General features: G+C 66.9%; 20 protein-coding genes. 11 read left to right on the top strand and 9 right to left on the bottom strand.

From position 1 onward, the window contains the following. Window positions 1-5: 5 nt before the first annotated feature. Window positions 6-1,268: a glycosyltransferase family 39 protein gene (locus tag NX02_RS08435; protein ID WP_025291758.1), complete on the bottom strand. Its 1,263-nt coding sequence runs from the start codon at window positions 1,266-1,268 to the stop codon at window positions 6-8. A gap of 125 nt (window positions 1,269-1,393) precedes the next feature. Between NX02_RS08435 and NX02_RS08440 the strand changes: the two genes are divergently transcribed. From NX02_RS08440 to NX02_RS08460, 5 genes are all read left to right on the top strand, one after another. Beyond that, window positions 1,394-2,602 carry a trans-sulfuration enzyme family protein gene (locus NX02_RS08440; protein WP_025291759.1) on the top strand — a complete coding sequence of 403 codons (1,209 nt, stop codon included), beginning with the start codon at window positions 1,394-1,396 and terminating at the stop codon, window positions 2,600-2,602. After that, window positions 2,599-2,997: a Co2+/Mg2+ efflux protein ApaG gene (gene apaG, locus NX02_RS08445; protein ID WP_025291760.1), complete on the top strand. Its 399-nt coding sequence runs from the start codon at window positions 2,599-2,601 to the stop codon at window positions 2,995-2,997. Before NX02_RS08440 ends, apaG begins: the two co-directional genes overlap by 4 nt. Window positions 2,998-3,021: 24 nt before the next feature. After that, complete coding sequence (locus NX02_RS08450) at window positions 3,022-3,810, top strand: LysR family transcriptional regulator (RefSeq protein WP_025291761.1); 789 nt, start codon at window positions 3,022-3,024, stop codon at window positions 3,808-3,810. Further along, window positions 3,807-4,334 (top strand): GNAT family N-acetyltransferase, encoded by a 528-nt coding sequence (locus NX02_RS08455; protein ID WP_025291762.1) that lies wholly within the window; start codon window positions 3,807-3,809, stop codon window positions 4,332-4,334. The genes NX02_RS08450 and NX02_RS08455 overlap by 4 nt, the downstream gene beginning before the upstream one ends. 87 nt (window positions 4,335-4,421) lie before the next feature. Continuing rightward, window positions 4,422-4,940 carry a DUF1003 domain-containing protein gene (locus tag NX02_RS08460; RefSeq protein WP_025291763.1) on the top strand — a complete coding sequence of 173 codons (519 nt, stop codon included), beginning with the start codon at window positions 4,422-4,424 and terminating at the stop codon, window positions 4,938-4,940. Window positions 4,941-5,005: 65 nt separating this feature from the next. On the opposite strand, the gene NX02_RS08465 is transcribed toward NX02_RS08460, so the two are convergent. The 6 genes from NX02_RS08465 to NX02_RS08490 form a co-directional block, all read right to left on the bottom strand. Next, complete coding sequence (locus NX02_RS08465; RefSeq protein WP_025291764.1) at window positions 5,006-5,266, bottom strand: ATP synthase F1 subunit epsilon; 261 nt, start codon at window positions 5,264-5,266, stop codon at window positions 5,006-5,008. Between the two features lie 135 nt (window positions 5,267-5,401). After that, entirely contained in the window at window positions 5,402-6,850 is a 1,449-nt protein-coding gene (gene atpD / locus NX02_RS08470; protein ID WP_025291765.1) for a F0F1 ATP synthase subunit beta, read from the bottom strand. Between the two features lie 28 nt (window positions 6,851-6,878). Continuing rightward, entirely contained in the window at window positions 6,879-7,757 is an 879-nt protein-coding gene (locus NX02_RS08475) for a F0F1 ATP synthase subunit gamma (protein ID WP_025291766.1), read from the bottom strand. A gap of 134 nt (window positions 7,758-7,891) precedes the next feature. Then, window positions 7,892-9,421, bottom strand: coding sequence for a F0F1 ATP synthase subunit alpha (gene atpA, locus NX02_RS08480; protein ID WP_025291767.1), 1,530 nt, complete (start codon window positions 9,419-9,421; stop codon window positions 7,892-7,894). A 2-nt stretch (window positions 9,422-9,423) separates the two neighbouring features. After that, window positions 9,424-9,978 carry a F0F1 ATP synthase subunit delta gene (locus NX02_RS08485; RefSeq protein WP_025291768.1) on the bottom strand — a complete coding sequence of 185 codons (555 nt, stop codon included), beginning with the start codon at window positions 9,976-9,978 and terminating at the stop codon, window positions 9,424-9,426. Window positions 9,979-10,362: 384 nt separating this feature from the next. After that, the gene (locus NX02_RS08490; RefSeq protein WP_025291769.1) at window positions 10,363-12,018 is read right to left on the bottom strand and encodes an FAD-dependent oxidoreductase; all 1,656 of its coding nucleotides are present in this window, start codon (window positions 12,016-12,018) and stop codon (window positions 10,363-10,365) included. A 61-nt stretch (window positions 12,019-12,079) separates the two neighbouring features. On the opposite strand from NX02_RS08490, the gene NX02_RS08495 reads away from it, so the two are divergent. Both NX02_RS08495 and NX02_RS08500 read left to right on the top strand, forming a co-directional pair. Next, a complete protein-coding gene (locus NX02_RS08495) occupies window positions 12,080-12,379 on the top strand; it encodes a UBP-type zinc finger domain-containing protein (RefSeq protein ID WP_025291770.1) in 300 nt (99 codons plus the stop codon). Window positions 12,380-12,470: 91 nt separating this feature from the next. Next, on the top strand, window positions 12,471-13,106 hold the full coding sequence (locus NX02_RS08500) for a methylated-DNA--[protein]-cysteine S-methyltransferase (RefSeq protein WP_025291771.1): 636 nt from the start codon (window positions 12,471-12,473) through the stop codon (window positions 13,104-13,106). On the opposite strand, the gene NX02_RS08505 is transcribed toward NX02_RS08500, so the two are convergent. Together NX02_RS08505 and NX02_RS08510 are read right to left on the bottom strand one after the other, a co-directional pair. Continuing rightward, the gene (locus NX02_RS08505) at window positions 13,085-14,617 is read right to left on the bottom strand and encodes a M20/M25/M40 family metallo-hydrolase (protein ID WP_025291772.1); all 1,533 of its coding nucleotides are present in this window, start codon (window positions 14,615-14,617) and stop codon (window positions 13,085-13,087) included. The genes NX02_RS08500 and NX02_RS08505 overlap by 22 nt on opposite strands. A gap of 365 nt (window positions 14,618-14,982) precedes the next feature. Further along, window positions 14,983-15,414 carry a MarR family winged helix-turn-helix transcriptional regulator gene (locus tag NX02_RS08510; protein WP_025291773.1) on the bottom strand — a complete coding sequence of 144 codons (432 nt, stop codon included), beginning with the start codon at window positions 15,412-15,414 and terminating at the stop codon, window positions 14,983-14,985. 82 nt (window positions 15,415-15,496) lie between these two features. Between NX02_RS08510 and NX02_RS08515 the strand changes: the two genes are divergently transcribed. From NX02_RS08515 to NX02_RS08530, 4 genes are read left to right on the top strand one after another with little or no spacing between them, the layout of a single operon-like run. After that, complete coding sequence (locus NX02_RS08515; protein ID WP_025291774.1) at window positions 15,497-16,663, top strand: HlyD family secretion protein; 1,167 nt, start codon at window positions 15,497-15,499, stop codon at window positions 16,661-16,663. Then, entirely contained in the window at window positions 16,660-18,231 is a 1,572-nt protein-coding gene (locus tag NX02_RS08520) for an MDR family MFS transporter (protein ID WP_025291775.1), read from the top strand. Before NX02_RS08515 ends, NX02_RS08520 begins: the two co-directional genes overlap by 4 nt. 11 nt (window positions 18,232-18,242) lie before the next feature. Then, window positions 18,243-19,694: an efflux transporter outer membrane subunit gene (locus NX02_RS08525; RefSeq protein ID WP_025291776.1), complete on the top strand. Its 1,452-nt coding sequence runs from the start codon at window positions 18,243-18,245 to the stop codon at window positions 19,692-19,694. Between the two features lie 53 nt (window positions 19,695-19,747). Continuing rightward, window positions 19,748-21,559, top strand: coding sequence for a diguanylate cyclase (locus NX02_RS08530; RefSeq protein WP_025291777.1), 1,812 nt, complete (start codon window positions 19,748-19,750; stop codon window positions 21,557-21,559). Window positions 21,560-21,631: the final 72 nt, after the last annotated feature.

The following is a 21,631-nucleotide window of genomic DNA, read 5'->3' on the forward strand; positions in this document are numbered from 1 at the left end:
CCGCGCTAAGGCCAGGTCGGAAACCACATCCAGAAGTGGAACGCCTGGTCGCTGGATAGCGGCAGCGCGGCGATGATCGGATAGAAATAGGCGAACAGCCCGCCCGCCAGCGCGGTGAAGAGGAAGGGCGAATAGGGATTGCCGCCGTCCTTGATCTCCTGCCGGAAGGCGCCGGCCAGCGCGATGCACAGGAATAGTGCTGGCAGATAATAGTAATAATAGAAGCCGATCTTCTTGGGGATGACGATCCACAGCGCCATCGAGAAGACCCAGAGCAGGCCCGCGAAGAGCTGCGCGCGATTGCGGTGGAGAATGCCCGTCCACAGCGCGAAGCCGACCGCGAGCAGGCCACCATACATGATCGCAGGGTTGCCGACGAGGAACACGCCGCGCTGGATGCCGTCGACCGGTTCGTAGAAATACCAGATCGGCCGTCGGATCAGCGGCCAGTCCCACCATTCGCTCTGATAGGCATGGTGCGCCAGCGGCATCGTCTGCTGGCGGTACATGTCGAGCTGGAACGGCAACAGCGTCGCCAGTGTCAGCGGTTGCGAATGATAGAAGAAGGCGGGGATGAAGGTGGCGAAATAGGCAATCGCCATCGCGCCGGCCATCAGCAGTGCGCCGGGCACGAGCGCGATGCCACGCCATGTCTGCCTGGCCGGGAACAGCTTCATGCCGACGAAGACAAGTCCGGCGACCGCGGCATAAGGGAGGGCGGCCCATTTCGCGCCGATCGCGAGGCCGAAGCAGAGCCCCGATCCGATCAGCGACGCATGGCGCCGCTCGCCGAGCGCCGCGCCCATCGCCAGAGCGACACCCCACAGCAGGAAGGCGCCCATGATGCCATCAAGCATGCCGATCCGCGCCTGGATGAAGACAAGTTGGTTGAGCATGCCGAAGATTCCGGCGAGCAGCCCCGCCCGAACGCTGCCGAACAGCAGCGAGGTGATGCGGAACAGCGCGAGGATCGTCGCCACGCCGGCGATCAGGCTCGGCACGCGCCACGCGACAGGATTGTCGCCCAACAGGCCGATGCTGAGCGCGATCAGCGCCTTCGCCAGCAACGGATGTTCGATGTTGATCGGCCGTTCAAGCGCCAGCAACACGCGCGCCGCGCGGACATAATGCGTCTCGTCGAACATCAGCACCGATGGCTGGCCGATGTTGAAGCCGAACAGCAGCAGCGATGCGAGCGCAAGGAACAGCGCGGCCCGGCCCGCGTCGAGCCCCTTCAGCCATGCGATATCGCGAACGCCCCCGGTCACGACGCGATCCTAGATCGGATCCTGTTGCATGGCGATGACAGAAATGCGCATCCGGAATGCGCTATGACCCGGCTGGCGCGATCGCCGATTGACGGCCGCCGCCTGCCCGGCGCAAAGCGGCGCGCATGAAGAGGCATACCGGACAGGACCGCAGCGTTACCAACACCTGGCGCCCCGCCACACAGGCCGTGCGGGGCGGCACCATGCGCTCCGAATGGGGCGAAACCTCCGAGGCGATCTTCATGACCTCGGGCTACGCCTATGACTGCGCGGCAGACGCCGCGGCACGGTTCGCAGGCGAGCAGCAGGGGATGACCTACAGCCGCTTGCAGAACCCGACGGTGGAGATGCTGGAGCATCGCATCGCGCTGCTGGAAGGCGCCGAGGCGGCGCGCTGCACCGCATCCGGCATGGCGGCGATGACCGCCGCGCTGCTGTGCCAGCTCAAGTCGGGCGACCATGTCGTCGCCGCGCGCGCCGCGTTCGGATCGTGCCGCTGGCTGGTCGATACGCTGCTGCCGCGGTTCGGGATCGAGACGACGGTGATCGATGCGCGCGAGACCGCGCTGTGGAAGGAATCGATCCGCCCCAACACCAGGGTCTTCTTCTTCGAGACGCCGGCCAACCCGACAATGGACATTGTCGATCTCGCCGCGGTGTGTGCGATCGCCAGGGATGCCGGCATCACCACCGTGGTCGACAACGCGTTCGCCACGCCCGCGCTGCAGAAGCCGATGGAATTCGGCGCGGATGTCGTCGCCTATTCGGCGACCAAGATGATGGACGGGCAGGGCCGCGTGCTCGCCGGTGCGATCTGCGGCACCGAGGATTTCATCACCAACACGCTGCTGCCCTTCCATCGCAACACCGGACCGACGCTCAGCGCGTTCAACGCCTGGGTGGTGTTGAAGGGGCTGGAGACGCTTGACCTGCGCATCCGCCGCCAGAGCGAGAACGCGCTGGCGGTCGGCCGCTTCCTCGAAGGCCGCGTGCCGACCATCCTCCACCCGGGCCTGCCGAGCCATCCGCAGCACGAGTTGGCGATGCGGCAGATGTCCGCCTGTGGCCCGATCTTCGCGATCGTGCTGGAAGGCGGCCGCACGCAGGCGCATGGCCTGCTCGACGCGCTGCAACTCATCGACATTTCCAACAATATCGGCGACTCTCGCTCGCTGATGACGCATCCGTCGTCCACCACCCATAGCGGTGTGGCGCCGGAAGCGCGCGAGGAGATGGGCGTGGGCGAGGGTATGTTGCGGCTGAATATCGGGCTCGAGGATCCGCAGGACCTGATCGCGGATCTCGATCAGGCGCTGAGCGCCGTCGGGCTGTGAAGGCGTTCTTCCCTCACGCGGAAACGACGCGGGGTATCACCGTGCGCGTCTCGGTGAGCTTCCTGCCGGAACAGTCGGAGCCGGCGCGCGGGCGCTGGTTCTGGGCCTATCATATCCGCATCGAGAATGAGGGCGATATGGCGGTGCAACTCATGACCCGTCACTGGCGGATCACCGACGGCCGCGGCGCGCAGCACGAGGTCGAGGGCGAGGGGGTGGTCGGCGAACAGCCGCTGATCGTACCCGGCGGCGCCTTCGACTATGTGTCCGGTTGCCCGCTGACGACGCCGACGGGCTATATGAAGGGCAGCTATCACATGATCGGCGAGGATGGATCGACCTTCGACGTAGCGATCCCGCGCTTTCCGCTGACCGCGCCCGCGGTAGCAAATTAAACCGAGTAACGGGATCAGCCGGGAATGAAGCGTACCCACCTTCCGCTGAACGGCCTGCGCGTGCTCGACGCTGCCGCGCGGCATCTCAGCTTCACGCGCGCAGCCGACGAGTTGGCGGTGACGCCCGCCGCGGTCGGCCAGCAGATCCGCGCGCTGGAAGACACGCTGGGCGTGGTGCTGTTCCGCCGTACGCCCAAGGGACTGGAACTGACGCCGGAGGCCGGTGCGGGGCTCGATAATCTGCGCGCGGGCTTCCTGCAGTTCGAGGAATCGGTGCGGGCGATGCAGGCGGGCCAATCCTCCAAGGCGCTGACCATCGCCGCGCCGCGCGACTTCACCGCCAAATGGCTCGCCCCGCGGCTCGCCGCCTATGGCCGTAGCGATCCCGAACTTCGGTTCGTGCTGATCGCGGCGGACAGCGACCTCGATTTCACCGAAGCCAATCTCGACCTCGCCATCCGTCTCGTCGACGGGCCCGGCGAGCATGAAGGGGTCAAGCTGGCGGACGGCGCCTTCGTCACCGTCGGCATGGCCGATGCGGGCGAGATGCCGATCCACTGGCCGGGGTGCCCGGGCGAGGATGGCGCGGCCGCGCTGCGCGTGGCCGATGCCGGCCTTGCCATCGACGCGGCTGCCGCCGGCTTCGGGCGCGCCAACGTGCCCGCGCTGCTTGCCGAAGGTGACCTTGCCGCGGGGCGGATCGTTTCGCTGGGAGAGCCCAGGCCGACATCAAAGGCCTTCTGGCTGATCGCACCGCTGCCGCAATGGCGCCAGAAGAAGGTCAAGGCGCTCGTCGCCGCGCTGACGGCATGAGCCGCTTTCCCTCGATCGACACGGCGCGGCTCCGCCTTCGCCCGATCGAGTTGAGCGACGCCGCGGCATTGCACGCAGCGCTTTCGGACCCGGTGACGATGCATTGGTGGTCGAGCGCGCCGCGCACCTCGCTGGCCGAAACCGAGGCCTATGTGCGGGTTAACGTCGAGGAGAAGACGTGGCGATGCTGGGCGATCACCGAGCGCGGCGACGACCATGCGCTCGGCTGGGTGAATCTGTCAGAACGGCGGGCTGCGGTGTTCGAGGTCGGGTATATCCTCGTGCCGCAGGTGCGGGGCAGGGGGATCGCCGCAGAGGCAGTGTCGGGCGTGATCGACCGGATGTTCGCGGACGGCGCGCGGCGGATCTTCGCCGATGTCGATCCCGACAATGCCGCGTCGGTCGGACTGCTCGAACGGCTGGGGTTCCGCCTCGAAGGTCGGCTGCGCGAGGAATGGGAAACGCATATCGGCGTGCGGGATACGTTGCTCTACGGGCTGTTGCGGCGCGAATGGCGCTCGTGATGCGGACGGCGCTAGACCTTCGCGTGACAGACACGCGCCCGATTTCGTGACACGGCGCGGCAGGCGCGCAGGATAGCGGAGATCGCGGTGCAGCAGAGAAGGAACGAACTCGCGACCACGCTGCTCGGCAGCGAGTTTCAGGATCTCGAGCATGACGAGCAAGCGGTGCTGTCCGGTATCGCTGCCGGCGTACCGATCGCGCAGGACGCCAGCGACCTCGACGACGCCAATGCCGACCTCGCGGACCGGCTTGCCGATCGGGTCGCGGCGATCGGCGGATCCTGGTCGTTCATCATCGGCTTCGCGCTGGTGCTGTTCGGCTGGATGCTGCTCAACAGCGAGGTGCTCGCCCATTTCGGGATGGCGTTCGATCCATATCCCTACATCTTTCTCAACCTGATGCTCTCGACGCTCGCCGCGATCCAGGCGCCGGTGATCATGATGAGCCAGAACCGGCAGGCGGCGAAGGACCGCATGGCGGCAAAGCTCGACTATCAGGTCAATCTGCGGGCCGAACTGGAAATCCTGCGCATCCACGCAAAGATCGACGAGGAAATCATCGCGCGGCTCGATCGGCTGTCCGAACGGCTGGACAGGACGGGATAAACGAAAAGGGCCGACGCGCAGCGCCAGCCCTTTCGGTGTTCGGTCGTGCCGGGCGGCTTTGTCTATCAGCCCTCGATCACACGATCCGCGAGCACGGTCAGGCCCTTTTCGCTGACCTCGGCGAAGCCGCCTTCCACCTGCAGGATCTCGGGCGTGGCGCCCTCGGTGCGGTAGATCTTGAGCGCACCGTCCTTCACCGTCGACATGAACGGCGCGTGGCCCTGAAGCACGCCGAACTGACCTTCGGTGCCGGGGACGACGACCATGTAGACCTCTTCCGAGCGGACGAGCTTCTCGGGGGTCACCAGTTCGAAATGCAGTGCCATGGTTTCTTCCTTAGCCCTTCCTCCCCCTCAGGAGGCGGGGTGGGGTGGGGGACGCTGGAGCGTGCGCATCGGCTTGCGAGCAAGCGACAGGCCCCACCCCGACCCCTCCCCTGAAGGGGAGGGGCCCGTCCATCATCACGCCGCTTCGGCGGCCAGCTTCTGCGCCTTGGCGACGACATCGTCGATGCCACCCACCATATAGAAGGCCGCTTCCGGCAGATGGTCGTACTCGCCGTCGACCACCGCTTTGAACGACTTCACCGTGTCCTCGATCGCCACGAACTTTCCGTCGATGCCGGTGAACACCTCGGCGACGTGGAACGGCTGGCTCAGGAAGCGCTGAATCTTGCGGGCGCGCTGCACGGTCAGCTTATCCTCTTCGGAAAGCTCGTCCATCCCCAGGATCGCGATGATGTCCTGCAGCGACTTGTACCTCTGCAGCAGCGACTGGACGGCGCGGGCGGTCTCGTAATGCTCCTGGCCGACGACGCGCGGCTCAAGCACGCGGCTGGTCGAGTCGAGCGGATCCACGGCCGGATAGATGCCGAGTTCCGAGATTGCGCGGTTGAGCACGGTCGTCGCGTCGAGGTGGGCGAAGGAGGTGGCCGGCGCCGGATCGGTCAAATCGTCGGCGGGCACATAGACGGCCTGCACCGAGGTGATCGACCCCTTGTTGGTCGAGGTGATGCGCTCCTGTAGCGCGCCCATGTCGGTCGACAGCGTGGGCTGATAGCCCACGGCCGACGGAATACGGCCGAGCAGAGCGGACACTTCCGCGCCTGCCTGCGTGAAGCGGAAGATGTTGTCGACGAAGAACAGAACGTCCTGACCTTCCTGGTCGCGGAAATATTCCGCGATGGTCAGGCCCGACAGCGCCACGCGCGCACGGGCGCCCGGCGGCTCGTTCATCTGGCCGAACACCAGCGCCACCTTCGAACCCTCAGGAGTCGGGTTGCCGTCGGCATCCTTGGCGATGACGCCCGCATCCAGGAACTCGTGATAGAGATCGTTGCCCTCGCGGGTGCGCTCACCCACGCCGGCGAACACGGAGGTGCCGCCATGGCCCTTCGCGATGTTGTTGATCAGTTCCTGGATCAGCACGGTCTTGCCCACGCCGGCGCCGCCGAACAGACCGATCTTGCCGCCCTTCGCATAAGGGGCGAGCAGGTCGATCACCTTGATGCCGGTGACGAGAATGCTGTTGTCGGTCGACTGGTCGACGAACTCCGGCGCCTTCGCATGGATCGGCGCGCGCAGGTCGGTGGTCACCGGGCCGCGCTCGTCGATCGGCTCGCCGATGACGTTGAGGATGCGGCCGAGCGTCGCGGGGCCTACCGGCACCGAAATCTGCGAACCGGTGTCGCGAACGGCCTGGCCGCGGGTCAGGCCCTCGGTCGTGTCCATCGCGATCGTGCGGACGGTGTTCTCACCCAGGTGCTGCGCGACCTCGAGGACGAGGCGGTTGCCGTTGTTGTCGGTTTCGAGCGCCGAGAGGATCGCCGGCAGGCTGCCGTCGAAGCTCACGTCGACGACGGCGCCGATGACCTGGCTGATGCGGCCAGTGGAGGTGGGGGCGGTTGCCATGGGTCTCTGTCCTTGCCTTCTTGTGCCGTTAGAGCGCTTCGGCGCCCGAAATGATTTCGACCAGCTCGGTGGTGATCGCCGCCTGGCGGGTCCGGTTGTACTGAATGCTCAGGCGATTGATCATGTCGCCCGCGTTGCGCGTGGCGTTGTCCATCGCATTCATTCGGCTGCCCTGTTCGGACGCGGCATTCTCCAGCAGCGCGCGGAAGATCTGGATCGCGACGTTCTTGGGCAGCAGATCGGCCAGGATCGATTCCTCGTCCGGCTCATATTCCACCGCACCGGTCGCGCCCGTCGCCTTGTCGCCCGCGGGCAGCGGCACCGGGATGACCTGCTGGCCGGTCGGCTCCTGCACCAGCGCTGAGACGAACTTCGCGTAGAACAGGTGAGCAACGTCGAACCCGCCCGCCTCGTAGCGCGCGATCACATCGTCGGCGACGATCTTCGCGTCGGCGAAGGCGACGTTCTTGATGTGGCCCATCTCCTGGTCGTGCAGGATCTGCTTGGCGTGGAAGCGCCTGAGCACGGCGCGACCCTTCTTGCCGGCGATGTAGAACTTCACCGTCTTGCCGGCGGCGACCAGCTCATCCGCCTTGCGGCGCGCCGCGCGGACGATGTTGGTGTTGAACGCACCCGCGAGACCACGCTCGGAGGTGGCGACGATGATCAGGTGAACATCGTCGCGGCCGGTGCCGGCGAGCAGCTTGGGGCTCTGCGGGCCGACGACGATCTTGGAGGCGAGGCTTGCCATCACCTTCTCGAGCCGCTCCGCATAGGGGCGGCCGGCGACGGCGGCTTCCTGCGCGCGGCGAAGCTTCGCCGCGGCGACCATCTTCATCGCCTTGGTGATCTTCTGCGTCGACTTCACCGAGTTGATGCGGAGCTTGAGCGCTTTGAGCGAGGCCATTCCTGGTCGTCTCTTCTTTCTTACTCCCTCTCCCCTCCGGAGAGGGGGCGGGGAGAGGGGACTTCCGTCTGGGAGAAGAGCGTGATCGCCCGTCTCCCGACCCTCTCCCCGGCGGGGGAGAGGGCTATTTCCTGTTACGCGAAGGTCTTCGCGAACTGGTCGAGCGCGGCCTTCAGCTTGCCCTTCACCTCGTCGCCCAGATCCTTGGTGGTCCGGATCGTGGTGAGCACGTCGGCGTGGTTGGCCTTGAGGTCGGCGATCAGCGCCGCCTCGAAGCGGGTCACCGCATCGACCGGGATGGTGTCCAGATAGCCCTGGGTGCCGGCGAAGATCGAGGCGACCTGCTCTTCGAACGGCATCGGGTTGAACTGCGGCTGCTTGAGCAGCTCGGTGAGGCGCGCGCCGCGGTTGAGCAGCTTCTGCGTCGAGGCGTCGAGGTCCGAACCGAACTGGGCGAACGCGGCCATCTCGCGATACTGCGCCAGTTCCAGCTTGATCGAGCCCGCGACCTTCTTCATCGCCTTGGTCTGCGCGGCGGAACCGACGCGCGACACCGAGAGGCCGACGTTGATCGCCGGGCGGATGCCCGCGAAGAACAGGTCGGTTTCGAGGAAGATCTGGCCGTCGGTGATCGAGATCACGTTGGTCGGGATGTAGGCGGAGACGTCGCCGGCCTGCGTCTCGATGATCGGCAGCGCGGTCAGCGATCCGTTGCCGTTGGCATCGTTGAGCTTGGCGGCGCGCTCAAGCAGGCGGCTGTGCAGGTAGAACACGTCGCCCGGATAGGCTTCGCGGCCCGGCGGGCGGCGCAGCAGCAGCGACATCTGGCGATAGGCGACGGCCTGCTTGGAAAGATCGTCATACACGATCACGGCGTGCATGCCGTTGTCGCGGAAATACTCGCCCATCGCGACGCCGGTGTAGGGCGCGAGATACTGCAGCGGCGCGGGCTCCGACGCGGTCGCGGCGACCACGATCGAATATTCCATCGCGCCATTTTCTTCGAGCTGGCGGACGATCTGCGCGACGGTCGAGCGCTTCTGGCCGATGGCGACGTAGATGCAGTAGAGCTTCGCCTTCTCGTCGTCGCCCGCGTTCGCGGTCTTCTGATTGATGAAGGTGTCGATCGCGACGGCGGTCTTGCCGGTCTGGCGGTCACCGATGATCAGCTCGCGCTGGCCACGGCCCACGGGCACCAGCGCGTCGAGCGCCTTGAGGCCGGTCTGCACGGGCTCATGCACCGACTTGCGCGGGATGATGCCCGGCGCCTTCACCTCGACGCGGCTGCGCTTCTCGTAGAAGATCGGGCCCTTGCCGTCGATCGGGTTGCCGAGGCCGTCGACCACGCGGCCGAGCAGGCCGCGGCCGACCGGCACGTCGACGATGGTGCCGGTGCGCTTGACGGTGTCGCCCTCGCGGATCTCGGCGTCGGAGCCGAAGATCACGACGCCGACATTGTCGGCCTCGAGGTTGAGCGCCATGCCCTGGATGCCGTTGGCGAACTCGACCATCTCACCGGCCTGGACGTTATCCAGCCCGTGGACGCGCGCGATGCCGTCGCCGACCGAAAGCACCTGGCCGACTTCCGAGACCTGCGCCTCGGAGCCGAAATTGGCGATCTGGTCCTTGATGACCTTCGAGATTTCTGCGGCGCGGATATCCATGTTCAGCCTTTCATCGCGTGCGCGAGGGTGTTCAGACGGGTGCGGATCGAGGAATCGATCATCTGCGAGCCGATCCTGACGACGAGCCCGCCGAGGATGGCGGGATCGACGGTGAGGTCGACGGAAACGTCACGGCCGACGCGGGCCTTCAACTGCGCCTTGAGCGCGTCGACTTGATCGCCGGTCAGCGGGTGGGCGGAGGTGACCTGCGCGCTCGCCTCGCCGCGATAGGCCGCGGCAAGCTGTCCAAACGCGCGGGAAATGTCGCCGAGCGCCGCGAGACGGCGGTTGGAGGCGAGCACGCCCAGGAAGTTCACCGTCAGCGCATCGATGCCCATTTCGCGGGCAGCGGCGGTCACCGCCCGGCCGGCCGCGCTGCGCGAGACGAGCGGGCTGGTGGTCAGCTGGCGGAAGTCGTCGGACTGGGCCAGTGCCGCGCGCAGCGTCGCCAGGCTTCCCTCGACGACGGCGATCTGATTCTGGTCGCGCGCAAGATCGAAAAGCGCGGTGGCATAACGCCCCGCCAAGCTAGCCTGAATGCCGCCGGAATTCTCCACGCGTCCGTTGCCCCTCTTCGAACCGGAAATGTCGACCTACGCCGAAAGGGGGCCGCAAGCGCGCCCCCGATCTCGGTCGCGGGGCGGTTAGCATCGGCTTTCGCCCGATGCAAGTCGAGCGGACGGGGCACAGCGCCGCCGCTCGGCCAACTGTAACGATTTGGTCACGCCGGCGCAGGGTTGGTAGCGGTAGCAACCATTGTCTGCGGCGGACCACATATGTGCTTGAGGAGTACAGCCGACGATCGATGAATGGCGGCTGTACGCGGTGCGTGATTCGCGGACATGCGGGGAGTGGTCGGCGCGAGATTGGCGGATGAGGCAACGCGCCAGGTTGGTGCCCGTAAATGCCGTGCGCGGATCCTGGCGTCCGGCCGCGAAGACCTAGCCGCCCGCCGCGCGCTGCTCTTCCAGAAAGCGGTGGATCGCCTGCACTACCACCGATCCTTCGCCGACGCCCGAGGCGACGCGCTTGACCGAACCGCTGCGCACGTCGCCGACCGCGAACAGACCGGCGCTCTCGGTTTCGAAAGGCGAACGCTCGGTGCCGGTGGGGATGAAGCCGGATGCGTCGAAATCGAGGCAGCCGGTGAGCCAGCCGGTGTTGGGCGCAGCGCCGATCATCACGAACAGCGCCGCGGCTTCCTGCCGGATCTCCTCGTCCGTCTGGCGATCGCGCCAGCGGATCGCGGAGAGCTGCGCGTCGCCCTCCAGTCCCGTAACCTCGCAATAGGGGTGGAGCGTGATCTGCCGCGAGGCGACGATCCGCTCGATCAGATAGTTGGACATCGTCGCGGCAAGACCGGCGCCGCGCACGAGCATGTGAACGTGCGAGACGCTGCGCGACAGGAACATCGCCGCCTGTCCCGCGGAATTGCCGCCGCCGACCACGACGACGGGGCGGTTGGCGCAGAGCCCGGCCTCCATCGCGGTGGCGGCATAATGAATGCCGGATCCTTCGAACCGGTCGTAATCGGGCAGGTCGAGCTTGCGATAGCGCGCGCCGGTCGCGACCACCACGGCGCGGGACTGAATCGTGGCGCCGTCCGCCAGGGTCAGCTTGTAGATGTCCGTGCTGCAGTCGAGCGAGACGACGTCGCGCGACACGGCGATCCGCGCACCGAACTTCTGCGCCTGCATCTGCGCGCGTCCGGCCAGTGCCTCGCCCGAAATGCCGGTGGGGAAGCCGAGATAATTCTCGATCTTGGAACTGGTGCCGGCCTGGCCGCCGGGTGCGGTGCCCTCGACGATCAATGTCGAGAGCCCTTCGGACGCGGCATAGACCGCCGCGGCGAGCCCCGCAGGGCCGGCGCCGACCACCGTCACGTCATGCACGAACGCGGGGTCGATCTCGATCGAGAGCCCAAGGCAGTCGGCCAATTCGTGACTGGCGGGGTTGCGCAGCACGTGCCCGTCGCACAGCACCACCGGCAGGTCGTTCGCACCGATCCCGAAGTGGCGCAGGAAGCCATCGCCGGTTTCGTCTTCCTCGGTGTCGATCACCCGGTGCGGATAGTTGTTGCGCGTCAGGAAGGCGTTGAGCCGCACCATCGCGGCGCCGTGGCCGGGGCCGATCAGGGTGACGCCGCCATGCTGGTGGCGGATCAGCCCGACGCGGCGCAGGATGAACGCGCGCATGATGACTTCGCCGATATCGGGTTCCGCCGCGATCATCCGACTGAAGTCGGCCGGACCGATGCGCGCGACGCGGGTGTCGCCGGCGGCGCGGCCGCTCACCAGCGTCTTGCGATCGTTGAACAGGTTGACCTCGCCGGTGAACTGTCCGGCGCGGTGTGAATGGAGCAACTGCGTGCGGCCGCAATCGTCGAACATCAGGATGTCGATCGATCCGTCGAGCACCAGGAAGAAGTCGGCCCGCCGCTGGCCGCGCTCGAACACATAGCGACCGTCGGGCACGGATTCCTCCCGCCCATAAGCGCAAATCCGCGCGACCATCTCGCGCGGGAGTACGGGAAAAGTCTGCGCTTCCCTGAAATAGGGGTCGGTGGGATCGAGCGGTGAGGATTCTGTATCGGCCATGTGCAGAGCCTATGCCGAAGTCGTGTTGCAATCACCTGCTCGTTGCGCAACTTTGACGTGCATGAGCGGATGCAGCCACCTCGATCAGTTCGCGGACGTCAGCCCCAGCGCGGACGGCTGCGAGGAATGCCTCGCGAACGGAGGCCGCTGGGTGCATCTCCGTATCTGCCGCGTCTGCGGTCATGTCGGCTGCTGCGACGATTCGCCGAACCGCCACGCGACCAAGCATTTCCATGCTACCGGCCATCCGATCATGGAAAGCTATGATCCGCCGGATCCATGGGGCTGGTGCTATGTCGACGAGGTGATGATCGACCTCGGCAACAATGTTACCGAACATCCGCCCGGCTGGCGTTACTGACGGCGCCAGTAACCTCACGCGTCGTTTCGGTGGCCCGATATGCGGGCAGCCGCGGCGTGGGCGGACGTCGCTCGATCATCGGATTGAAGGCGTGCCCCTGACCCCCGATCCTTCCGCTGCCGACGAACTCACCCGTGACGCGATCGGCCGGCTGGTGCGGGAGACGCCCCGGCACCCGAAGGGCCGTGCCGTGCTCAAGGCCGGCTGGATCGAGACGCCGATAGGCGGGATGCTGGCGGTGGCGGACGAGGCGCGGCTCCATCTCCTCGAATTCTTCGGTCGCAAGGTGCTGCCCGCCGAACTCGCCCGGCTGCGACAGACGATGGATTCGTCGATCGATTTTGGCGAGGCGCCGCCGATCGCGATGGCGGCCACCGAACTCGACGCGTATTTCGCCGGCCGCTCCGCCGCGTTCGAAACGCCGCTGGCGACCCCCGGCAGCGGCTTCACCGAAGCGGTCTGGGCCGAGCTGCGCCGGATCCCGCCCGGCGAGACCCGGACCTATGGCGCGCTCGCCCGCGGAATGGGTCGGCCGCAGGCGGTGCGCGCCGTGGGCCGTGCCAATGGCGCAAACCCGATCGCGATCGTCATTCCCTGCCACCGCCTGGTCGGCGCCGATGGCGCGCTCACGGGCTACGGCGGCGGGCTGTGGCGGAAAGAGTGGTTGCTGCGGCATGAGCGCAGCAGCCACTTCATCCCCGTGCCTCAACCGATCACTGCCACCTGATACAGAAAATCGGCAAACGCCGCCGAGGCATCGTCCATCCCCATCACCTTCGGGTTGCTGCTTTCGATGACCAGATATTCGTCCGGCGCGTGCGCGCCGCTGCCATGGCCGAAGCCGAACTGGCCGGCGGGCAGCGATACGGGTGCCGAGGTGAAGACATAGCCCGGCCATGAGCCGGCAAGGCGCGGATAGATCGAGGTCTTGATGCCCGCGCGCTCATAGGCGGCCAGCTCTGCCTTGATCAGCTTGGAATCCTCGGGCGTCTCGGTGGGGTCGTAGCCGCCGGACACGTTGACCGCGATATCGCCGAACCCGCGCTTGACGAGATGCGCCTTGATCTTGGCGACGCAGTCTTCATAGGTCTGGTCGGGCACCAGCCGCATGTCGAGCTTGGCGACCGCGCGCGCGGGCAGGATGGTCTTGCCGCCCGGCCCGGTATAACCCGACACCAGCCCTTCGATATTGACGGTCGGCATCGCCGCCAGCCGTTCCAGCGCCTGCTGCCAGGGCAGGTCGTCGACGAGATGGCGGACGCCCATCTGCTTCATCTCATGCGCCTGATCGCGCTTCGCGGCGGAATCGGCGATGAGCGCCTTTTCCCGCGGTGTCAGCGGACGGACCTTGTCGAACCAGCCGTCGATCGCGGGCGTGTTGCCATCGGCGCTGACCAAGGTCTGCAGCGCCTGCACCAGCCGCCATGCCGGGCTGTCGACGATCGCCTTGTTGCTCGAATGGAGATCCTTCGCCGGCCCGCGACCCCAAGCTTCGCCGGTGACGACGAGTTCCAGTTCGATCACGCCCTTGGCGCCCAGATTGACGGAAACGCCGCCATCGACGGGCGACTGCCAGCTCGCGGGGATGATGATGCCGCTGCACTTTTTGAGCGCGGCGAGCACGCGCGGGCTGCGCACGATCTCGGCGAAATTGGGAGAGCCGATCTCTTCCTCGCCCTCGGCAACGAGCACGAGGTTGACCGGTGGCTTGGCGCCCGCCTTGCGGAAGCCCTGGAGAGCCGCGAGCACCAGCGATTCCGGGCCCTTCTGGTTGACCGCGCCGCGGCCGATCAGCACCTGGCCCATGCCCGGCCGGTCGACGATCCTGCTTTCGAGCGGAGGCGAACTCCATTCGGCTGGGTCGAACTGCTTCACGTCATACATGAAGTAAAGGCCGAGCGTGGTTTTCGCGCCATTGTCCATCGTCGCGAACACGCCCGGGATGCCCTTGCTCGGCACCCGCTCGACCTGCTGGAAGCCCGCCTCACGTGCGAGCTGCATCATATGGGTGCAGCCCTCCTCGATGTTGCGGCTCTCGGCGGCGATGGTGGGGAGGGCGATCCAGTCCCGCAGGCGTTTGAGATTGGCCTCATGATCGTTGCGGATCGCGGCCTGCACCTTGGCGAGGTCGCCATCGCGGGCGGCATGCGCGGCAGCGGGCGCGAGCATCATCGCGCCGGCAGCGGCGCCGCGCAGCAGATCCCGGCGGCTGGCGTGCGGCGAAGAGGATTCATCCATCGTGCTGATTCCCGCTGAATTTTCGTGGGAGATCAGTTGAATGGAGAAGGCGGGTGCCGGTCAAGCCTCCATCGCGCTGGCGCGCGCGGCGCCCGGCATCGTCGCGGCGACGCCACGTCCGCTGCCGGGGCTGGTCCGTCGCGTCAGGTCAGCGCGACGAACGCGAGACCGAACAAGGCGAGTGCTGCGGCGCTGGCGGAACAGAGCAGCCCAAAGTCGCACTCGCAGATCCCTGCGTCGAGTCGTTCCATGACGTCTCTCCCAACTGCCGTCACCATATCGCGGCGATCGACACCGGGGATTTTAGCATTTGAGGGGGCGGCGCGGAAGCTTTGCTGCATCGCCACGTGATGCCTGGGCTCGCGTCAGGGCTGGTCAAGCGCGCCGATCAGCTTGACGAGCATGCCGTCGAACTGCGCGCGCTCCTCATCGTCCAGCACGCGGAAGAAATCCTCGACGAACTTGCGCCGGATCGGTTCGGCGGCGGCGACCGCGGCCGCGCCGGCCTCGGTGATCGCCAGCCGTTTTACGCGGCGGTCGTCGGGGTCCGGGGTGCGCTGGATCATACCGTCGCGCTCCAGCGCGTCGAGCGCTTCGGTAACGGTGCGAGGCGCCTGGCCGAACAGGTCGGCAATGTCCGCCGCGCGCGCGGCGCCGCATTCGCCGGCGATGTACATCAGTAGCTTGACCCGCGCGAGCGATGCGCCCTGGCCCGCCAGAAGCTGGTCCATATGCCGCCGCATCCGCTGGTACAGCACGGACAGATGGCGCAGCAGATTTTCGTCGGCCTGATTCATGAGGGCCCTCATTATATGGTATTGCGTTATGCTGCAACTGCGTGCATTGCGACGCGCCACGGAGACTCACGAGGTCTAGGGAATGGTCGCGGACACGTCTGGTAAGCCCGAGTCGGGCGAAAATGGTGGGCAGAGCGGGCGGACGCCGCCATTGAAGCGACCGCTGGTGCGCATCATGCTGCTGCTGGTCGTCGCCGCGATATTGGTCGGCGGCGTTCTCTGGTTCATCCGCCACCAGAGCTACGGCAAATATCAGGAGTCGACCAACGACGCCTATCTGCAGGCCGATGGCGTGACGGTGTCACCCAAGGTCGGGGGCTATGTGGAGCAGGTGCTGGTTGCCGACAACCAGATGGTGAAGGCGGGTCAGCCGCTCGTCCGCATCGACGCGCGCGATTATCAGGCGCAGGCCGCGCAGTCGCAGGCGCAGATCGACGTCGCGCGTGCCAATGCCGCCGGCATCGAGGCGCAGATCGACGAGCAGCAGGCGACGATCGCGCAGGCACGCGCCGAACTCGCTTCAGCGCGGGCGGATGCGGCGTTCGCATCCGGTGAGGTCGCGCGCTATACGCCGCTCGCCGAAAGCGGCGCCGAGACGCGCGAACGCCTGTCGACGCTGCGTAATCAGTCCAAGCAGGCGAACAGCCGGGTCGCTGCCGCGCGCGCCGGCTTGGCCAGCGCCGAACGACGCGTCGGCACGCTGCGCGCGCAGGTCCGCCAGGCATTGGCGCAGGGTGAGGGTGCGCGGGCGCAGCTCGACGCCGCCAACACCGATCTCGGTGCCACGATCATCCGCGCCTCGATCGACGGCCGGGTCGGCGACAAGACGGTGCGGCTCGGCCAGTTCGTCCAGCCAGCCACGCGGATGATGACGATCGTGCCGATGGACAAGATCTATATCACCGCAAATTTCAAGGAGACGCAGGTTGGGCTGATGCGCGCCGGCCAGCCGGTGATGGTTGAGGTCGATGCGCTCCCCGGCGTCGAGATTCCGGGCAAGGTCGATAGCATATCGCCCGGCACGGGCGCGCAATTCTCTGTACTGCCGCCGCAGAACGCGACGGGCAACTTCACCAAGATCGTGCAGCGCGTGCCGGTGCGCATCGCGATCAGCGCCGGGCCGCAGACGCGCGCGCTGCTTGTGCCGGGCATGTCGGTGGAGGTGAGCGTCGATACCAGGTCCGCGCGCGACTCCGCAAAGCGCATGCGCGCGGAGCAGGAAAAGCACAACGAGCGGGCCGCGCGATGAGCGCCGCGGCCGCTGATGCCGGCCGCGTGACCGCCGCGCAGCCCGCACCCGAACGCGCCGACGCAGCCGCGTGGATGGCGGTCGCGGCAGGCAGCCTCGGCGCGATGATGGCAACGCTCGACATCTCGATCGTCAATTCCGCGCTGCCCACGATCCAGGGTGAGATCGGCGCGAGCGGCACCGAGGGCACCTGGATCGCAACCTCCTATCTGGTCGCCGAGATCGTCATCATCCCGCTCGCCGCCTGGCTGGAGCGGGTGCTGGGGCTCAGGACGTTCCTACTGATCGCGGCGACATTGTTCACCGGCTTCTCGATGGTGTGCGGGATCGCCACCAACCTGACGGTGATGATCATCGGCCGGGTGGGGCAGGGCTTCACCGGCGGCGCGCTGATCCCGACGGCGATGACGATCATCGCCACGCGCCTGCCGAGGTCACAGCAGCCGATCGGCACGGCGCTGTTCGGCGTCACCGCGATCCTGGGGCCCGTGCTCGGGCCGCTGATCGGCGGTTGGCTGACGGAGAATGTCAGCTGGCACTATGCCTTCTTCCTCAACCTGCCGGTGGGCATGGTGCTCGTCACCCTGCTGCTGGTCGGCCTGCCGCATCGGAAATCGCACCTCTCCGAACTGCTGCGGGCGGATTGGCTGGGCATCGCAGGCCTCGCGCTCGGGCTCGGCGGCCTTACCGTGGTGCTGGAGGAGGGGCAGCGCGAGCAATGGTTCCAGAGCCGGGAGATCATCGAATTGTCGATCGTCGCGGCGGTGGGCTTCGTCCTGCTGTTCGCCGGCCAGTTCGTTTCGGAGCGGCCGGTGATCCGGTTGAAACTGCTGCTCGATCGTCAGTTCGGATCGGTCGTGCTGATGGGCATCGTGCTGGGCATGGTGCTGTATGGCACCGCCTTCGTGATCCCGCAGTTCCTTGCCTCGATCGCCAACTACAATGCGCTGCAATCGGGGCAGATCGTGCTGGTATCGGGGATACCGAGCCTGTTGCTGATGCCCTTCACGCCGTTCCTGATCAAGCGGGTCGATATCCGCATCGCGGTAACGTGCGGCATGCTGATCATGGCGGCGAGCTGCTGGGTGGATACCGCGCTCAATGCCAATGCCACGGGCGGCGACTTCATCGAATCGCAGCTCCTGCGCGGTGTCGGGTCGATCCTGACCTTCCTGTTCCTGAACCAGGCGGCGATCGCCGCAGTGAGCCGGGAGGAAGCGGGCGACGCCGCCGGGCTGTTCAACGCCGCGCGCAACCTCGGCGGGTCGCTGGCACTGGCCGGCATCGCGACTGTGCAGGATCAGCGCGTGTGGTTGCACAGCCGCCGTATCGAGGAGACGCTGAACGCCAATTCGCAGCGTGTTCAGGAGTATATCTCCAGCCTCGGCGACGCGCTCGGCGGGCCTGCGGCGGCGCTGCGATCGCTGGCCGGAACGATCGAGCGCGATGCGCTGGTGATGACCTACAACGATATCTTCTGGCTGCTGGCGATGGGCATCCTCATCGTCCTGCCGCTCGTCCTGTTCCTGCGTCCGCTGCCCCAGGGGCAGTCGGTCTCGATGCATTGAGGCTTTGGCTGATGCGTAGATATGTTTCGCTTGCTGTGCTGGCCGCGCTCGCCGGTTGCACCGTGGGGCCGGACTACAAGGGCCCCGAATCCGCGGGCGCGGTGGCACCGCCGGCGCGCTTCAGCCGTGCCGATGCTGCCGCACAGGTGGCGGCACCCGGCGCGGCCGACTGGTGGACGGGCTTCGGCGATCCCGTGCTCGACGATCTGGAACGGCGGGCGCTGGCCGCCAACCCCGATCTCGGCGTCGCGCAGGCACGGCTGCGGCAGGCGCGCGCGGCGCTGCGGCTCGAGCGTGCCGACGGGCTGCCAAATGCCAATGCGCAGGCGATGGGCGTGTTCGCCAAGCTTCCCGGCGTCGATCTGGGCAGCGGGAGCGGCGGCGAATCCGCGGAGATCGACAGCGACGTCCAGTTCTACAATCTCGGGTTCGATGCGAGCTGGGAGGTCGATCTGTTCGGCGGCCATCGCCGTCAACTGGAGGCGGCGCGCGCCTCGATCGGCACGGCCGCGGCGAACCTCGCCGATGCGCAGGTCAGCCTGACCGCGGAGGTCGCGCAGGCCTATATCAACCTCCGTGATCGCCAGCACCGCATCACCCTCGCGCGCCGGTCCGCCGACATGCAGCGCAGGATGCTGGTACTGACCGAACAGCGCCAGGCCGCCGGTACCGCCTCCGAATTGCAGGTGGAGCAACTGCGCGGGCAGGTGGAACAGAGCGACGCCGCAGTGCTGCCGCTCAACGCCGAACGCGATGCCTATCTCAACGCGCTGGCGGTGCTGGTGGGCGAGGCGCCGGGCGCGCTCGATGCGCTGCTGACCGCGCCGGGCGCAGTGCCGCTGCCGCCGGAAGCGGTGCCGGTCGGCGATCCGGCCGCATTGATCGCGCGCCGGCCCGACGTGCGCGCCGCCGAGCGCCTGCTCGCGCAGCGCACCGCGCAGATCGGCACGGCCAAGGCGGCGGCGCTGCCGCGGATCAGCTTCATGGGGCTGATCGGCATCGGCGGTACCAATCCCGGCGACACGCTCGATCCCGACAACCTTGCCGCGCTCGCCATCCCGCAGCTCTCCTGGAACGTGCTGGACTTCGGCCGTAACGCGGCAAGGATCGGCCAGGCGGAAGGGGTGCGTGACGAGGCGGCGGCGCAGTATCGCAGCGCCGTACTGAGTGCGCTGCAGGACGCCGAGGATGCTTTGTCCCGTTTCGGCGCGCGCCGCCAGACCGTCGCGAGTGCGGCACGCAGCAAGGTAACTGCCGAGCGCACCGCGGCGCTGATGCGCAAGCGCTATGCGGGCGGAACCGTCACCTTGATCGACACGCTGGATGCCGATCGTCAGGCTGTCGCGGCCGATCAGTCTCTGATCCAGGCGAAGGCAGCGATGACGGCGGACTATGTGGCGCTGCAGAAGGCGCTGGGGCTGGGTTGGGCACCGGCGGACGAAAAGGCGCAGGCCGGCCGCTGATCGCTGCTGCCGGGCGTTAACGCTTTGCGTCGCGGGATGCGCTAAAAGGGCGCATGCGGCTCGCGACGATCATCAACCTCGCTTATGGTGCCACCGTCCTGCTGACGCTCGCGTCGGGCACCACGATGTTGCTCGCGTCGAACGCGCTGGATCGTGAGCGCGCAGCGGTCGCGCAGCGTGAGCAGCTCGATCGGGCGAGCGCGGACCTCGGCAAGGACGCCCTCGTGCTCAGCGAGCATGCCCGCCAATATATCATCACCGGCCATGCCGCCGATCTCGAGGCCTATGATCGCGAATTCGCACGGTTGCGCGCGGATGAGAGCCGCATCCGCAAGCTGGGCGATGCCGGCGCCGGGGTGGACGAGATCGGGGCGGTGCTCGATGCGATGCGCCTGGCCGAAACCCTGCATGACGAACAGCGGACAGCGATAGACGCCCAACGATCGGGCAATGAGACGCAAGCCCGCGCGATCGTCTTCGGTGCGCCCTATGAGCGGCAGCTCGATCGCGTCGAGGAGCAGGTCGACCGCTTCCAGGACCGGCTTAACCGCAGAATCGATGCCGATGTCGGCCAAGCCACCGGCATCGCGCGCCTTTGGCGGACGACGTCGGCAATCGTGCTCGTCGCCACCGGCCTGCTGTTCGTCTTCGTGCTCGCCTTCGTCATCCGGCTGCGGGTGCTGCGGCCGGTGGTGCGGCTGAGCGACGTCGTCACGCGGCTCGCCGCGCAGGATTACGCTGCGGAGATGCCTGCGACCGATCAGATCGACGAGATCGGCGACATGGCGCATGCGATCCGCGTCTTCCGCGAGAACGGCCTCGAACGCCAGCGGCTGGAGGAGGAAGCGAAGGACGACCGGGCGACGCGCGACCTGCTGTCGCGCATGATGCAACGGCTGCAGGGCGCGGACACGATGCGGGACCTGACCGAGGTGGTGCAGCGCTTCGTGCCCGAGATCGTCCAGGGTATGTCGGGAATCCTCTATCTGCACGATCGTCATCGCAACGCGATGGTCGAGCGCTGCCGCTGGAAGCTGCCGCGGCATTCACGCTCCGAGTTCACACCGATAGCCTGCTGGGCGCTGCGCCGCGGATCGAGCCATCGGCCTGAAGGCGCGATGATCGACGTGCCCTGCGACCATCTCGACCGAATCCCGGGCGCGATTGTCAACAGCATCTGTCTGCCGCTGATCGCGCAGCGTGAAGCATTGGGTCTGCTCTATTTCGAGCCGATCGCCGATGCGGGTGAACGATCCGCGACCCCGGAAACCTACATGCAGATGCTCGCGGAAAACATCAGCCTCGCGGTCGCCAGCCTCAGGCTGCGCGACGCGCTGCGCGAAATGGCGATGGCGGATCCGCTGACGGGTCTCGCCAACCGGCGCCAGTTGGATACGATGCTGGATCTGCTGCTGGCCGAGTCCGAGCGGAGCGGCCAGACGGTGAGCGCGGTGATGCTCGACGTCGACCATTTCAAGCGCTTCAACGACATGTTCGGGCATGACGCCGGGGATCTCGTGCTGCGGGAAGTGGGGGCGGTGTTGCGCGATGCCGTCCACGATGGCGGGTTGGCCTTTCGCTATGGCGGTGAGGAATTCCTGCTGGTGCTGCCCGCCGTCGGCACGTCGGGCGCGATCGACCTTGCCGAGCAGATCCGGCAACGCATCGCCGCGCTGCATCTCGTCCATGACGGACGCCCGCTGGGGGCGGTGACTGCCTCGATCGGCGTCGCCAACACGCCCGATCATGTCGCCGGTGGCCGTCTCGTGCGCGCGGCGGATGCTGCGCTGCTGCATGCCAAGCAGCACGGTCGCGATCGGGTGATCGTTGCCGTCCGCGACGGCGAGGAAGAGGACGCCGCCTGACGCCGCATGACGCCGCTGTTCGGCGATGCATCCTTGGCACTGGACGCGGACGACGCCTTCGCCTTTGATGCG

The organism is Sphingomonas sanxanigenens DSM 19645 = NX02 (genome assembly GCF_000512205.2).
Lineage (GTDB): Bacteria > Pseudomonadota > Alphaproteobacteria > Sphingomonadales > Sphingomonadaceae > Sphingomonas_D > Sphingomonas_D sanxanigenens.

What these genes read in the sequence shown, in the direction of transcription:
- NX02_RS08440 (WP_025291759.1), top strand. Translation starts at nt 1,394, where the DNA reads ATGAAGAGGCATACCGGACAGGACCGCAGCGTTACCAACACCTGGCGC.
- NX02_RS08450 (WP_025291761.1), top strand. Translation starts at nt 3,022, where the DNA reads ATGAAGCGTACCCACCTTCCGCTGAACGGCCTGCGCGTGCTCGACGCT.
- NX02_RS08455 (WP_025291762.1), top strand. Translation starts at nt 3,807, where the DNA reads ATGAGCCGCTTTCCCTCGATCGACACGGCGCGGCTCCGCCTTCGCCCG.
- NX02_RS08465 (WP_025291764.1), bottom strand. Translation starts at nt 5,266, where the DNA reads ATGGCACTGCATTTCGAACTGGTGACCCCCGAGAAGCTCGTCCGCTCG.
- atpD (WP_025291765.1), bottom strand. Translation starts at nt 6,850, where the DNA reads ATGGCAACCGCCCCCACCTCCACTGGCCGCATCAGCCAGGTCATCGGC.
- NX02_RS08475 (WP_025291766.1), bottom strand. Translation starts at nt 7,757, where the DNA reads ATGGCCTCGCTCAAAGCGCTCAAGCTCCGCATCAACTCGGTGAAGTCG.
- atpA (WP_025291767.1), bottom strand. Translation starts at nt 9,421, where the DNA reads ATGGATATCCGCGCCGCAGAAATCTCGAAGGTCATCAAGGACCAGATC.
- NX02_RS08490 (WP_025291769.1), bottom strand. Translation starts at nt 12,018, where the DNA reads ATGGCCGATACAGAATCCTCACCGCTCGATCCCACCGACCCCTATTTC.
- NX02_RS08495 (WP_025291770.1), top strand. Translation starts at nt 12,080, where the DNA reads ATGAGCGGATGCAGCCACCTCGATCAGTTCGCGGACGTCAGCCCCAGC.
- NX02_RS08505 (WP_025291772.1), bottom strand. Translation starts at nt 14,617, where the DNA reads ATGGATGAATCCTCTTCGCCGCACGCCAGCCGCCGGGATCTGCTGCGC.
- NX02_RS08510 (WP_025291773.1), bottom strand. Translation starts at nt 15,414, where the DNA reads ATGAATCAGGCCGACGAAAATCTGCTGCGCCATCTGTCCGTGCTGTAC.
- NX02_RS08515 (WP_025291774.1), top strand. Translation starts at nt 15,497, where the DNA reads ATGGTCGCGGACACGTCTGGTAAGCCCGAGTCGGGCGAAAATGGTGGG.
- NX02_RS08520 (WP_025291775.1), top strand. Translation starts at nt 16,660, where the DNA reads ATGAGCGCCGCGGCCGCTGATGCCGGCCGCGTGACCGCCGCGCAGCCC.
- NX02_RS08525 (WP_025291776.1), top strand. Translation starts at nt 18,243, where the DNA reads ATGCGTAGATATGTTTCGCTTGCTGTGCTGGCCGCGCTCGCCGGTTGC.
- NX02_RS08530 (WP_025291777.1), top strand. Translation starts at nt 19,748, where the DNA reads ATGCGGCTCGCGACGATCATCAACCTCGCTTATGGTGCCACCGTCCTG.